Genomic DNA, 12,984 nt, shown 5'->3' with positions numbered 1-12,984 from the left:
GGTGCAACCAGCGGGGCAGCAGGGGGTGGCGGCGCCACCGGAGCCGGCGTAGCAACCGGTGCCGGCGCTGGCGACGCAGCAGGTTTCCCCACATCCGGCAACATATCAAACTCAGGCAATGTGAGATCGAACTCGGCATTAAAGCGGTCGATGTCCTGATCGCTCGGCAATACGGGCTTGCCGACTGCCGGTTGATCGTCGGCGGTGAGTTTGGCCGGTTTTTGGTTTAACGCTTGCCGTGCTTTTTCGGCATCTGCCAACACTTTAGCCAAATGCTCGGCTTCACGCGCCATATTGGCACTGTCTGCCGGCGGCAACACCGAGTCTGGCTGCGGTGTAGGTGCAGGCCGTGGCGAGGGAGCAGGGGCCGGTTCTGGTGCAGGCGCTGGTGTGCTCACCACAGGGTCAGATTGTAATGATTGCCGAGCGTCAAATACCTGTTGGCATTTACCGCAGCGCACCTGTCCACCGTAGGCATCCAGATGGGCATCGGTCAGTCGGAAGCGGGTTTGGCAATGAGGGCACTGGGTAATATAAGCCATGATCTCAGTCTTGCTTGCTACAGAAAATTAACGTCGAACACCAGAGAGACAACTCCAGCCTTCAGAGAACACTGGTTCAGTCATCTCAAACCACTGTGAGTACAGCGCATTCATCTCGTCGGCTTGTTCTTGCAAAATCCCCGACAACACAATACGCCCACCTTTTACGGTGTGAGAAGCCAGTAAATCCCCCAACATCCGTAACGGGTTCGCCAAAATATTGGCAATCACCACATCGGTTTGGATGGCCGGTAAGGCATCGGGTAGGCAAAACGAAGCTGTCACCGCATTTTGTGCGGCATTATCGCCACTGGCCTGAATCGCTTGGGGATCGATATCCACGCCCCATGCTTGGGCTGCGCCAAGTTTCAAGGCCGCAATCGCTAAGATACCCGAACCACAACCATAGTCGAGCACGGTTTCTCCGCCGTGTAATTCGCGGTCTAGCCATTCTAAACACAGGCGGGTTGTCGGATGACTCCCCGTCCCAAAGGCCAAACCGGGGTCTAATACTAAATTGACCGCTTCTGGCGAAGGCGCCTCATGCCAACTGGGGGTAATCCACAACCGATCAGAAATACGAATGGGATCAAATTGTGCTTGTGTGGCGCGCACCCAGTCTTGTTCTTGCAGATGTTCGACTTGCCATGTCGTTGGTGTCGGGATACCACAGCTAGCGGCAGCAGCGGCAATCGGGGCAGCAACATCAGCGTCTGCGGCAAATAACACCACCAACCGGCTGTGGGTCCACAGTTGGTCAACCGGTTCGCCGGGCTCGCCAAAAATCGGCTGCTCTTGTTCGGTGCCAGCAAAGGCATCTTCAATCGCAGCAGACAAGGCCCCCTCTTCCATCAAAGCATCGGTCAATGCCTCGGCAACTTCCGAGGGGACGTCAATGCGGATTTGTTGCCAACTCATTGTGGCGCCTTTTTCAACTGGGATAAGCGTTCTTCCAGATAGTGGATACTGGTGCCACCGCGTTGGAAGGCGCTGTCCATAAATAACTCTTGATGCAGCGGAATGTTGGTTTTAATCCCCGTGATAGCCATTTCAGACAGGGCAACACGCATTCTCGCCATCGCTTGCTCGCGGGTATCACCATAAGAAATCAGCTTACCGACCATCGAGTCGTAATGCGGTGGAACCACATAGCCTTGGTAGATATGCGAGTCAATGCGAATCCCCGGACCACCGGCAGGGTGATAGCTTTCAATCCGGCCCGGGCTAGGAATGAAATTAAACGGGTCTTCAGCGTTAATCCGACATTCCATAGAATGCCCTTTGAGCTTGATTTGCTCTTGCGAGTAGCGCAATTTTTCGCCAGCGGCAATGCGGATTTGTTCTTGGACAATATCAATGCCCGTAATCAGTTCGGTCACTGGGTGTTCGACCTGAACACGGGTGTTCATTTCGATAAAGTAGAACTCGCCATTTTCGAATAAAAATTCAAAAGTACCGGCGCCACGATAACCAATGCGGCGACACGCTTCGGCGCAGACGTGACCAATGTGGCGGCGTTGTTCGTCTGTGATACCAGGGGCGGGAGCTTCTTCAATGATTTTTTGGTGACGACGCTGCATCGAGCAATCGCGCTCACCAAGGAAAATTGCATTGCCATACTCATCTGCCAACACTTGAATTTCAATGTGGCGAGGGTTGGCGAGGTATTTTTCCATGTAAACCGTTGGATTGCCAAAAGCGGCACCGGCTTCGGTACGGGTCATGTTGACCGAGTTTAATAACGAAGCCTCAGAATGCACCACGCGCATCCCTCGGCCACCGCCACCACCGGCAGCTTTGATAATCACCGGAAAGCCTATTTTGCGCGCCATTTTGACAATCGTGGCAGGGTCATCAGGCAAGGCACCATCCGAACCCGGCACGCATGGCACGCCGGCATCAATCATTGCCTGTTTGGCACATACCTTGTCACCCATCAAGCGAATGGTGTCGGGGCGAGGGCCAATGAAGACAAAGCCCGATTGTTCAACACGCTCGGCAAAGTCGGCGTTTTCCGAGAGGAAGCCATAGCCGGGGTGAATCGCTTGGGCATCGGTTACCTCGGCTGCGGCAATCAAAGCGGGTACATTCAAATAGCTTTGTGCCGAAGGTGCAGGGCCAATACACACCGATTCATCAGACAATTTGACATATTTTGCTTCGCGGTCGGCCTCGGAATGGACGACCACAGTTTTGATGCCCATTTCGCGACAAGCGCGCTGAATACGCAGGGCAATTTCGCCGCGATTGGCGATGAGAATTTTTTCGAACATGGCGGAAGTCGTATCAAGTAAGGATCGTAATGCAAAAGGAAAACGGGGTGGGGACCCCGTTCAGACTGGCTTGATTTACTCGATGACGAACAAGGGTTCGCCATATTCGACCGGTTGGCCGTTATCAATCAAAATCGCTTTGACGACACCAGCGCGATCGGATTCAATTTCATTCATCAATTTCATGGCTTCGATGATACAGAGGGTATCACCGACATTCACCGACTGTCCGACTTCAACAAACGGTTTGGAATTAGGATTGGCCGAGCGATAGAACGTCCCCACCATCGGAGACTTGACCAAGGTTTTATCATCACGTGCAGGCGCTGCCGCTGGGGCAGGGGTCGCAGGCGCAGCGGCAACAGGCGTAGCCGCAACGGCCACTTGTTGTGCCATGGGCTGGGGTGCGTAGTAGGTGGTCTGCCCGCCTGCTTGTACGCGGGTAATTCGCACTTTCTCTTCGCCCTCTGTCACTTCAAGTTCAGCAATGCCAGACTCTTCGACGAGGTCGATCAATTTTTTCAGTTTACGCAGATCCATGGTGATCCTTGGGTAGAGGCGAGGGCCGAGTGTCAGCCGTGTGGCAAATTAGCGCTGTCGCAGACGAGCGAGCGCCGCATCCAGTGCCAATTCATAGCCCTGTGCGCCCAAGCCACAAATCACCCCTACCGCTAAATCGGAAAAGTAGGAATGATGGCGAAAGGGTTCACGGGCGTGAACATTGGATAGATGAACTTCGATGAAGGGAATGCTGACTGCAGCAAGCGCATCGCGCAATGCCACACTGGTATGAGTAAAGGCCGCCGGGTTGATCAGGATGAAGTCCGTGCCGTCAGTACGTGCGGCATGAATGCGCTCGATTAGCACATATTCGGCGTTGCTCTGTAGCGTGTCGCAGGCAAAGCCTGCCGCTTGGCAACGTGCAATAAGCCGGGCATTGATGGTATCGAGCGTGTCCGCTCCATAGTGTTGTGGTTCCCGCGTCCCCAACAGATTGAGGTTTGGGCCATGCAAGACCAGAATACGCGATTGTGACGGCATGTCGGGCGCTTCGGTGGATTTCATGTAGCGATTTTGCGTTAAAGTTTTACGAACTGTCTAGTATTGTACGCTATTTGTTTGCGATTTACCCAAATGTAATGTTGCAGCGCATCGGCCGCGAAGCCGCGCCACTGCTATAATCGAGGCCTACTTTTTTCTTGTTTGCGCCATGCACATCTCTGAATTCGATTACGACCTTCCTGAAGCCCTGATTGCACAACATCCGCCGACAGAACGTGGCGGAAGCCGCTTATTGTCTGTTCCACAAGGCGCACTATCCGACCACCGTTTCACTGACCTGCCGTCCTTTTTGCAAGCAGGTGATGTGTTAGTGATGAATGATACTCGGGTGATGAAAGCGCGTTTGTTTGGCGAGAAAGCCAGCGGCGGCAAAATCGAGGCTTTGGTTGAACGAGTGTTAGACTCCCATACTGTCTTAGCCCACATCCGTTCTTCCAAATCGCCGAAAGTGGGTAGCCAACTGCACTTTCAAGGCGGTTGGCAGGCTGACATGCAGCAGCGAGTGGGTGAATTGTTCCAACTGCGCTTTGCCGGTGAAGAAGATATCTACCATATCTTGGAACAATCGGGACGTCTGCCTCTGCCACCTTATATCGAGCGCACCCCTGATGGCGACGATGAAAGCCGTTATCAAACCGTGTTTGCCCGTGAACAAGGTGCTGTGGCCGCACCGACGGCAGGCTTACACTTTACCGAAGCCTTGTTAGCACAATTGGCAGCACAGGGCATCAAGTTATGCTGGATCACCCTGCATGTCGGGGCTGGAACCTTTCAACCAGTGCGAGTCGAAGACATCACACAACACCACATGCACAGTGAGTGTTACCACATTCCAAGCGAAACGGTGGCGGCGATTGCAGAAGCAAAACAGCGTGGTAACAAGATTGTGGCTGTTGGCACCACCTCGTTGCGGGCGCTTGAATCGGCTGCCCGTGAGGGTGTGTTATCCAGTGGCCGCAGTGAAACCGATATTTTTATCACCCCCGGTTTCCCTTTCCGTGTCGTGGATGCCTTGTTAACCAACTTCCACCTACCGAAATCAACTTTGTTGATGTTGGTCTCTGCTTTTGCAGGGATCTCGACCATTCGGCAGGCCTATCAGCATGCAGTAGCGGCAGAATATCGCTTCTTTAGCTATGGCGATGCCATGTTGTTACAACGCTGTGCCGATGCCGCCCATCCAGATTGTTTGCAGTATCGTCCTTAAGGATTGCAATGATGTCATCCTCATGTTTCCCGACCGAAATCGTGCTACAAAAAACGGCACGCCAACTGCGCGTGGTGTTTTCTGATGGCGCACAATTTGCATTGCCCTGTGAATATCTGCGGGTTTATTCGCCTTCGGCAGAAGTACGTGGTCATGGCGTGGGGCAAGAAGTGCTACAAACCGGCAAGCGCGATGTCAATATCGTGGCAGTAGAGCCTGTAGGACAGTACGCAGTGAAATTGGTCTTTTCAGACGGCCATGACAGTGGTTTGTACGATTGGGACTATCTCTATCGCCTTGGTCAACACCAAGCCGACTATTGGCAACAATATCTCGACCGTTTGGCACAAGCTGGTGCCAGCCGTGATGCCTAAATTTTTGATGGATAGCTAGCTATGGATAAGCAAACTCACTTTGGCTTCCAAACTGTGGAAGAATCGCAAAAAGCGCGTAAGGTTGCTGAAGTGTTTCATTCAGTGGCACAAAAATACGATGTGATGAACGATGTCATGTCAGCCGGCATCCACCGTGTCTGGAAAAAATTCACGCTTGAAACCTCAGGGGTGCGACGTGGACAACGGGTGTTGGATATTGCAGGGGGAACGGGGGATTTATCTCGCGGTTGGCGTGAACGGGTTGGTGCCGAGGGAGAAGTCTGGTTAACCGATATCAACAGTTCGATGCTCACTGTGGGGCGTGACCGCTTGTTAGATGAAGGCTATGCCCTGCCAGTGGCTTTATGTGATGCGGAAAAACTGCCTTTCCCCGATCATTACTTTGACTGTGTCAGCGTGGCCTTTGGCTTGCGTAACATGACGCATAAAGAGGTTGCATTGGCAGAAATGCTGCGCGTGCTTAAGCCGGGGGGGAAAGTTTTGGTGTTAGAGTTTTCCAAAGTGTGGAAACCCCTGACGCCATTTTATGATCTCTACTCATTTAAAGCCCTGCCGTTGATGGGGAAATGGATCACCGATGATCCTGAAAGTTACCGTTATTTGGCGGAGTCGATTCGGATGCACCCCGACCAAGCGACTTTAAAAGCCATGATGGAAGAAGTCGGTTTTGTGCGGGTGGACTATCACAATCTCTCTGCTGGTGTCGTTGCCCTACATAAAGGATATAAGCTGTGATCTCGCTGCCACTTGCTGCGTTTAATCATCTGCTAAAACAACACCCTGAACGTCGCCATGCGCTGGCTGCTTTTGCTGGGCGACGCATTGCTTTGCAGCTCCCTGTGTTTCAGGTGAGTGGGGTGGTGATGAGTGAGGGGTTTTTGGCACAGGCTCAGGGTGAGCCAGAAGCCCACATTACGCTCAACCCATCGGCGCTATTTAAGCGCGTTTCTGGACAAACCTTAACCCATCACGATGCTGTTTTAGCTGGAGATCACGATTTAGCGTTAGCAGTGGCAAAAATCCTCGCGGGTCTACGTTGGGATCTCAGCGAGGAGTTATCGCACTGGCTGGGCGATGTCCCTGCAAGTCGTATCGAGCGTCGATTACAGCAGGGCTGGCAATATCAAAAAGACCTACAACAGCGGCTAGTTGCAAATGTGGTCGAGTATTTACGTGATGAACAGTCGGTATTGGCCAATCAAACGGCAGTACGGGCATGGGGCCGTGAGGTCGATGAATTGCGTGATGCCACAGCGCGATTAGAAAAACGTCTCGAACAACTCGACCGCCGTTTGTCAGATTCTTAACCCTTCTCGCCTCGGATCCTGCATGCGCTTAGCCCGTTTTCGTAAAATTTTTCTCACCCTCTATCGCTTCGGCCTAGACGAACTTTTTTCTCATCACCCGAAATTAAGTTTAGTTCGCCGTCTCTTAGGCCACTTACCCGCTCGTGATATTGAGAAACCGCTTCCCGAGCGAGTCCGGCTGGCGCTTGAGAGTTTGGGGCCGATTTTTGTGAAGTTTGGGCAGGTGCTCTCTACCCGCCGCGATTTATTACCACCGGCCTATGCTGACGAGCTGGCCAAGCTACAAGACCGCGTGTTGCCATTTTCGGGTGATGTTGCCGTAGCACAAATTGAGCGTAATTTGGGTCGGTCACTCGACCAGATTTTTGCCGAATTCAATCGCACGCCTATTGCCAGTGCGTCGGTGGCGCAAGTGCATTATGCGCGCCTGCGGCAAGCCGATGGTTCGGCAGGGCGTGAAGTGGCGGTGAAAGTGTTACGCCCAGGGATTAAAGCGATCATTGAGCAAGATTTGGCTTTGTTAAAAACCCTCGCTGGTTTGGTTGAGCGTTACTTAGCCGATGGCAAACGATTGAAACCGCGAGAGGTGGTAGCCGAGTTTGACAAATATTTGCATGATGAACTCGATTTGATGCACGAAGCCGCCAATGCGTCACAGCTGCGCCGCAATTTCACTGGTTCGACACAGTTGATCGTACCAGAGGTGTTTTTTGACTACTGCACCCGTGAGGTGTTGGTACTTGAGTGGATGCGTGGCATTCCGGTGGGGCAAATTGATCGCTTACGCGAGGCCGGTGTCGATTTGCAAAAGTTGTCTCGGTTTGGGGTGGAGATTTTCTTTACCCAAGTGTTCCGTCACGGCTTTTTTCATGCAGATATGCACCCGGGGAATATTTTTGTTGCCGATGATGGGCGTTATATTGCGCTCGATTTTGGCATCGTCGGCAGCCTTACCGAATACGATAAACATTATCTCGCGGTGAATTTTTTAGCCTTTTTCAACCGCGATTATCACCGCGTGGCCACAGCGCATATTGAGTCGGGATGGGTGCCGAAAGACACACGGGCAGAAGAATTAGAGGCAGCGGTACGGACGGTATGTGAGCCCATTTTTGAAAAACCGTTGAGTCAAATTTCCTTTGGTTTGGTGTTACTGCGGCTATTTGAAACCAGCCGCCGCTTCAATGTAGAGATTCAACCACAGTTGGTTTTGTTACAAAAAACGCTGTTGAATATTGAGGGATTAGGACGGCAGCTCGATCCTGATCTTGATTTGTGGGAAACAGCAAAGCCTTTCCTGACGCGGTGGATGAATGAACAAATGGGCTGGCGCGGGATGGTTAAGCAGCTGAAACAAGAAGCACCGCAATGGGCCACGTTGTTGCCGCAGTTGCCGCGCAAGCTTGATGAAGCGCTACAAGTCAATGAGGCTCGTGACATGATGGTGAGTGCGTATCATCATTTGTTGATGACTGAAAAACGCCGTAATGGATTGTTATGGTTAATTGCCATTCTTTTGGCGGTGTTATGCGTGATTTTGGCGGTGAAATTGTAATCTGGTCGTTTACATGGTGCGTCGCCCCTGCGGGGTGACGGCACCGTACCGCGTACGATTAGGGTGCATCACCCTAAAAGGTTGATGCACCATGACCCTGACTAATAAATCTCAAAATAGAGGTGATTGCTGCCGCTGACTTTGCTGCAATCATCTGTCTTCTGATAACTGCTTGCCCCCACAGCGCCAGCAGTAGCATTTGAACGTACTGAGCCCTCATTCGGTTCCCCATCGTCAATTCGATTATCAAGCGTGCAAATGGTGGCTGTTTGTACACCTTCTAAACCGGCATATACACGGTCTTTGTCCAAATTATCATTATTTCCTGTTCCCTTTTGGCTCACCCACTTACCGCCTAAGGCATCTGAAATATCCCCTGCACTCAATAACTTTTTATCCATTAATTCATACAACAATGAATTAGGCTTATTTTTTTCACCATCTGTGCTATGCGGCGGATTCACACCGTATCGCTCGCTATACAGATTACTCGCAGCCAAAATTTTGGTGCTGGTGGCTTGTACGGCCTTAATTTCTGCCGAGTAGATTAAATCTCGGCCCTTAAAGGCCATCCCCAAAATCAGGCTAATCACCACCAACACGATTGATAACTCAACCAAAGTAAAACCACGCTGCCGTTGCATTATGTCCTCCTGTCTATTTCATGGTTGTGGTTAAAACACCTTGCTTTGCTAATTGATTTTTTACTGTTGCCACCGTTAGCCAGCGAGCGCGGTTGTCGTGATCAGACAATGGCAATAAGGTTTTGCTGATACGCAATTCATTGGGGACGCTGTCGCTGTCGCTGTCGCTGTCGCTGTCGCTGTCGCTGTCGGCTTTGGCACCGGTATGCCAGACAATCGCGGCAAGGTTGTCTGCCAAAATCACATCTTCCTCAGCATCCTTCACAGAAATAGCGATATCAGAAGCGGTTTGCACACTGATTTCTTTACCATTGATGAGCGTGGTTGCCACCTGATAATGCCAAGGTCGTTGCCACGGGTCATAACGAGGTAAGCCGAGTGTTCGCCACGGTAGCTCTCCCGCCGTTTTGCTACAGTCTTCTGCCCCAGTCTCATTGGCTGCGCAAGGTAGGCTACGGTGTAAAAGCAAATGGGCTTCTAGTGCTGCGATTGCGGCTTCTAAACCGCGTTCAGCTTCACGATATTTTTGGTACTGCCAATAGCTACGCCACGGTGTGAGTAAAGTAAACAATAGCCCCAGTAGCGATAGCACAATCGCCAGCTCAATTAAGGTGAAACCACGTTGACGAGTTGACATTGCCCTGCTCCATTCACCGACTCAATTTGATGCTCAATGTGCGCTGCGGACGCCCCCGCTGCGGCTACCCACCGCCATCGAAATTTCAGCTGCGGGCAATGATGAAATTGCAGGGTGAGCTGTGGCCCATTCGATTCGATGTTGGCGACTTCATCTGCCCACTTCGATAACCAAGGTCTTTTATGGTCATAGGGGTAACAGAATGTGCCCCACCGCTCAGCAGCCTTTTTGAATGTTGCAATATCAGTTGGCCATAGCGAACTCGGTGTCGTGTTATCAACGGGCTCTAAACAATTTGGCCGGTTGCTTTTGCGTTGAATTTCAAACCTCAACCAGTGCCATGCCCATTCGTGGCTGATCCGCGAGGCCATTGCAGTGGCCAATTCGTTGACATCAATTGCAATCCATTGGTCGTTGCTGGCATTGGTAAAGCGTAGTGGATGACTGCGGTAGTTTTTTTCACCACTGGTGAGCACTGGCAGTGGGCCTAGATTGGCAGCGGGTAGGCTTTCGAGATAGTGTCGCGCGATATCTGGCAACAGGGTTTGAGCAGCAGGAAAAGTGGGGCGTTGTTGCTGTGGTAAGGCGGTACCGGCGAGGATAAAGACACTGACGAGATGTTGATAATGACGGCCATTGCGGTCGATTACGCTTAATAGACGCTGTTGTTCAATGTGGTTTTTCAGTCGGCTTAGATTGGGCGAGGGATAGTTAAACAATGCGCGGGAGGTGGCGTACCACAACATACGGTTTGCGGAGGGAGGGGGCAGGCTTAATGGTCGCCACGGCAACGCACCAATACAGAAATTGATGGCGGGGGTAAGAGGACAGCTTTCATCAATACTGCCAATAATCGAATCAGGCTCACCTTCAAATAAACCAGAACCCCGTAAGGTATCTGGGCGAATAGGATCACCAGGGGGGCTGGCTTCTGATTTGGTCATTCCCCCGATAAGATAGTGAAGGGCCGCGGCCTTCGCTTGCTGTAACAAAGCGCTTTGCTGTTGCTGTTCATGGTTTCGCCAGTCGCGTAAATCGGCCATCACCGCCCCAAGCCCCAACAGAAATAACGGCAGCAAAACCACTAACAACATAAAACCATGCTGATTTTTCATTTATGTCATGAAGAAAAAGCAAAGAAAAACGGGAGAAACTGCGTTCTCCCGTTTGACGTTAAATGTCGGTTAATACTCTGACATGGGCCGTTACGCTGCGCCCAAGGGCTGACAGGTCGTAGCCCCCTTCCAACACAGACACCACCCGACCTTCACAGTATTCATCTGCAAATTTCAACAATTGACGGGTAACCCATTCATAGTCGGCTTCCACCAATCCCATCATGCCCATATCGTCTTCGCGGTGGGCATCAAAACCGGCAGAAATAAACAAGATTTGTGGTTTGAATTCGCGTAAACGGGGTAACCATCCATCCATCACTGCATCACGGAAGTCAGCCCCAGTGCTGCCCGCTTTCATCGGGATGTTGACCATATTCGGCCCCATTGGCACATCGCCGGAATAGGGGAAGAAAGGATGTTGGAAAATCGAGGCCATCATCACTTGTGGATCGTCACGGAAAATTTCTTCTGTGCCGTTACCATGATGGACGTCAAAATCAATCACTGCGGCACGTTCCAAACCATGAACAGCTAAGGCATGACGAATGCCAACCGCGATGTTATTGAAGTAGCAAAACCCCATCGCCTTTGACGATTCGGCATGATGCCCCGGTGGGCGAATGGCACAGAATGCATTAGGTGCTTGACCTTGGCACACCATATCGACCGCTTTCACCACCCCACCGGCAGCACGTCGGGCCGCTTTCAGGGTATTGGGCATTAATGCCGTATCGGGATCGACTCGAAAAGTACCGGTGAGCGGTTGGCTCATCTCGAGGTATTCTAAGTAACGAGGGGTATGCACACGAGCCAGTTGCTCGTCGGTCACTTCTGGCGCTTCGACTTCATGTAGGCTATCGAAAATTTGTGACGCCATCAGTTGGTCACGAATCGCAACCAAACGTTGTGGACATTCGGGGTGCATGTCGCCAACATTGTGCAACATACAGTCAGAATGGGTGATATAGGCAGTCAGGCCGCTTTGCAGCCCGTTCTTGATCCAGCTCAACAAGGCCAGTCTCCTCTGGAAAGTGCAGCGTCTTAATTTTTATGACTTTCCAATAAATTGTGCGCTTATTGTGAGGAGAATGCAATCATTTCTGCACGCAATTTTGATCTAAACCTGGAATTAAATAAAAGGCAACGCGCTTTGTGCCCGTTGCCTTTGCTTGCAAAACACGGTTGTGCTGATGAGTCTTCAATCAATCATCAAAACAACATATCTCGCGACACCCCACCCCTCCGCAAAATACGGCGCAGGCTTTCGAGTCCTTCAATTTGAATTTGTCTGACTCGCTCGCGGGTAAGGTTCAAACTGCTGGCCAGTTCTTCCAAGGTACTCAAGTCATGGCCATTTAACCCATAGCGGCGTTCAATGACCATCCTTTGTTTTTCAGTCAATTGCCGCAGCCAATCTTGGACGTAATGTTCAATTTCAGCATTGTGCAATAAGTCTTCGGGCGCTTCGGCTTGTTCATCTGGGATCGATTCGCCAATTGAGAGCATCGGGTCGATATCCAGTGGTGCGTCTAGCGAAGCCATCCGCTCATTCAGATTCAACACCCGCCGCACTTCTTCTGCAGGTTTATGGACCAGATGGGCAATTTCTTCTACTGTCGGCTCTCGCCCTTCTTGTGCCTCGAAATGGCGACTGGCGCGTAAGTAGGTATTGAGTTCTTTAATGACATGAACCGGCAAGCGAATGGTGCGCGATTGATTCATGATGGCACGCTCAATCGATTGTCGAATCCACCATGTGGCGTAAGTGGAGAAGCGGAAACCGCGCTCGGGATCGAATTTATCTAAGGCATGCATCAAGCCAATATTGCCTTCTTCAATCAGATCCAACAACGCTAAACCACGGTTGACATAGTGTTTAGCGATGTTGACCACCAAACGCAAATTGTGTTCGATCATCTTTTGTCGGGCTTGATGATCGCCTTGATGAGCTCGCCGTGATAAATCGCGCTCTTCTTCTGGGCTGAGCAAAGCATTGGCGCCGATATCATTCAGATAAATCTGTGTGACATCTGCGCTGTCCTCATACGCCACCCGCGTGACCTCTTCTTGATCGGACAGGGCGTTATCTACTTCTAACGCCGCTGTGTCGATCAACGCATCCGCAGCGACATCGTCGGCTGTCAACAATGCAGTATCAAAGGCTTCTTGTTCTTCAGCGTATGCTATTGCCTCGGTTTTCATGATGTTTCCCCCTCGTAAGTCCATCATCTTGCCAGCGGGAAA

General features: G+C 51.3%; 15 protein-coding genes. 5 read left to right on the top strand and 10 right to left on the bottom strand.

What is annotated here, in order from left to right; translation table 11 throughout:
- The 5 genes from ACTBZS_RS00515 to aroQ form a co-directional block, all read right to left on the bottom strand.
- On the bottom strand, positions 1 to 542 hold a 542-nt coding region (locus tag ACTBZS_RS00515), incomplete at its 3' end, for an MJ0042-type zinc finger domain-containing protein (RefSeq protein WP_463042978.1).
- Positions 543 to 569: 27 nt separating this feature from the next.
- Complete coding sequence (gene prmA / locus ACTBZS_RS00510) at positions 570 to 1,460, bottom strand: 50S ribosomal protein L11 methyltransferase (RefSeq protein WP_463042977.1); 891 nt, start codon at positions 1,458 to 1,460, stop codon at positions 570 to 572.
- Positions 1,457 to 2,815: an acetyl-CoA carboxylase biotin carboxylase subunit gene (gene accC, locus ACTBZS_RS00505; protein WP_460431161.1), complete on the bottom strand. Its 1,359-nt coding sequence runs from the start codon at positions 2,813 to 2,815 to the stop codon at positions 1,457 to 1,459. The genes prmA and accC overlap by 4 nt, the downstream gene beginning before the upstream one ends.
- A gap of 75 nt (positions 2,816 to 2,890) precedes the next feature.
- A complete protein-coding gene (gene accB, locus ACTBZS_RS00500; protein WP_460431160.1) occupies positions 2,891 to 3,355 on the bottom strand; it encodes an acetyl-CoA carboxylase biotin carboxyl carrier protein in 465 nt (154 codons plus the stop codon).
- 48 nt (positions 3,356 to 3,403) lie between these two features.
- Positions 3,404 to 3,880: a type II 3-dehydroquinate dehydratase gene (gene aroQ / locus ACTBZS_RS00495; RefSeq protein WP_463042976.1), complete on the bottom strand. Its 477-nt coding sequence runs from the start codon at positions 3,878 to 3,880 to the stop codon at positions 3,404 to 3,406.
- Positions 3,881 to 4,025: 145 nt separating this feature from the next.
- On the opposite strand from aroQ, the gene queA reads away from it, so the two are divergent.
- From queA to ubiB, 5 genes are read left to right on the top strand one after another with little or no spacing between them, the layout of a single operon-like run.
- Positions 4,026 to 5,084, top strand: coding sequence for a tRNA preQ1(34) S-adenosylmethionine ribosyltransferase-isomerase QueA (gene queA / locus ACTBZS_RS00490; RefSeq protein WP_463042975.1), 1,059 nt, complete (start codon positions 4,026 to 4,028; stop codon positions 5,082 to 5,084).
- Between the two features lie 8 nt (positions 5,085 to 5,092).
- Positions 5,093 to 5,458 (top strand): gamma-butyrobetaine hydroxylase family protein, encoded by a 366-nt coding sequence (locus ACTBZS_RS00485; RefSeq protein ID WP_460431158.1) that lies wholly within the window; start codon positions 5,093 to 5,095, stop codon positions 5,456 to 5,458.
- Between the two features lie 21 nt (positions 5,459 to 5,479).
- Positions 5,480 to 6,214, top strand: a complete 735-nt coding sequence (ubiE, locus tag ACTBZS_RS00480) for a bifunctional demethylmenaquinone methyltransferase/2-methoxy-6-polyprenyl-1,4-benzoquinol methylase UbiE (protein ID WP_022652780.1) — start codon at positions 5,480 to 5,482, stop codon at positions 6,212 to 6,214.
- Positions 6,211 to 6,786, top strand: a complete 576-nt coding sequence (locus tag ACTBZS_RS00475; protein WP_022652781.1) for a ubiquinone biosynthesis accessory factor UbiJ — start codon at positions 6,211 to 6,213, stop codon at positions 6,784 to 6,786. The genes ubiE and ACTBZS_RS00475 overlap by 4 nt, the downstream gene beginning before the upstream one ends.
- Positions 6,787 to 6,808: 22 nt before the next feature.
- Positions 6,809 to 8,341 (top strand): ubiquinone biosynthesis regulatory protein kinase UbiB, encoded by a 1,533-nt coding sequence (ubiB, locus tag ACTBZS_RS00470; RefSeq protein WP_463042974.1) that lies wholly within the window; start codon positions 6,809 to 6,811, stop codon positions 8,339 to 8,341.
- Positions 8,342 to 8,442: 101 nt separating this feature from the next.
- Here the strand turns inward: ubiB and ACTBZS_RS00465 are convergent, their stop codons facing one another.
- The 5 genes from ACTBZS_RS00465 to rpoS form a co-directional block, all read right to left on the bottom strand.
- Positions 8,443 to 8,985, bottom strand: a complete 543-nt coding sequence (locus tag ACTBZS_RS00465) for a type II secretion system protein (protein ID WP_463042973.1) — start codon at positions 8,983 to 8,985, stop codon at positions 8,443 to 8,445.
- A 13-nt stretch (positions 8,986 to 8,998) separates the two neighbouring features.
- A complete protein-coding gene (locus tag ACTBZS_RS00460; protein WP_463042972.1) occupies positions 8,999 to 9,622 on the bottom strand; it encodes a prepilin-type N-terminal cleavage/methylation domain-containing protein in 624 nt (207 codons plus the stop codon).
- Complete coding sequence (locus tag ACTBZS_RS00455; protein ID WP_463042971.1) at positions 9,592 to 10,737, bottom strand: hypothetical protein; 1,146 nt, start codon at positions 10,735 to 10,737, stop codon at positions 9,592 to 9,594. Before ACTBZS_RS00455 ends, ACTBZS_RS00460 begins: the two co-directional genes overlap by 31 nt.
- A 58-nt stretch (positions 10,738 to 10,795) precedes the next feature.
- Positions 10,796 to 11,752 (bottom strand): histone deacetylase family protein, encoded by a 957-nt coding sequence (locus ACTBZS_RS00450; protein ID WP_460430833.1) that lies wholly within the window; start codon positions 11,750 to 11,752, stop codon positions 10,796 to 10,798.
- A 197-nt stretch (positions 11,753 to 11,949) separates the two neighbouring features.
- Complete coding sequence (gene rpoS, locus ACTBZS_RS00445; protein ID WP_463042970.1) at positions 11,950 to 12,942, bottom strand: RNA polymerase sigma factor RpoS; 993 nt, start codon at positions 12,940 to 12,942, stop codon at positions 11,950 to 11,952.
- Positions 12,943 to 12,984: the final 42 nt, after the last annotated feature.

It is taken from the genome of Aquaspirillum sp. (assembly GCF_055136605.1).
The sequence above is the reverse complement of the archived record's forward strand: the minus strand, read 5'-3'. Positions and strand labels throughout refer to the sequence as shown.

Excerpts from the sequence above, each read along its gene's own strand:
- queA (WP_463042975.1), top strand. The coding sequence starts at position 4,026 with ATGCACATCTCTGAATTCGATTACGACCTTCCTGAAGCCCTGATTGCA.
- rpoS (WP_463042970.1), bottom strand. The coding sequence starts at position 12,942 with ATGAAAACCGAGGCAATAGCATACGCTGAAGAACAAGAAGCCTTTGAT.
- ubiB (WP_463042974.1), top strand. The coding sequence starts at position 6,809 with ATGCGCTTAGCCCGTTTTCGTAAAATTTTTCTCACCCTCTATCGCTTC.
- ACTBZS_RS00455 (WP_463042971.1), bottom strand. The coding sequence starts at position 10,737 with ATGAAAAATCAGCATGGTTTTATGTTGTTAGTGGTTTTGCTGCCGTTA.
- ACTBZS_RS00465 (WP_463042973.1), bottom strand. The coding sequence starts at position 8,985 with ATGCAACGGCAGCGTGGTTTTACTTTGGTTGAGTTATCAATCGTGTTG.
- accB (WP_460431160.1), bottom strand. The coding sequence starts at position 3,355 with ATGGATCTGCGTAAACTGAAAAAATTGATCGACCTCGTCGAAGAGTCT.
- ACTBZS_RS00460 (WP_463042972.1), bottom strand. The coding sequence starts at position 9,622 with ATGTCAACTCGTCAACGTGGTTTCACCTTAATTGAGCTGGCGATTGTG.
- accC (WP_460431161.1), bottom strand. The coding sequence starts at position 2,815 with ATGTTCGAAAAAATTCTCATCGCCAATCGCGGCGAAATTGCCCTGCGT.
- ubiE (WP_022652780.1), top strand. The coding sequence starts at position 5,480 with ATGGATAAGCAAACTCACTTTGGCTTCCAAACTGTGGAAGAATCGCAA.
- prmA (WP_463042977.1), bottom strand. The coding sequence starts at position 1,460 with ATGAGTTGGCAACAAATCCGCATTGACGTCCCCTCGGAAGTTGCCGAG.
- aroQ (WP_463042976.1), bottom strand. The coding sequence starts at position 3,880 with ATGAAATCCACCGAAGCGCCCGACATGCCGTCACAATCGCGTATTCTG.
- ACTBZS_RS00485 (WP_460431158.1), top strand. The coding sequence starts at position 5,093 with ATGATGTCATCCTCATGTTTCCCGACCGAAATCGTGCTACAAAAAACG.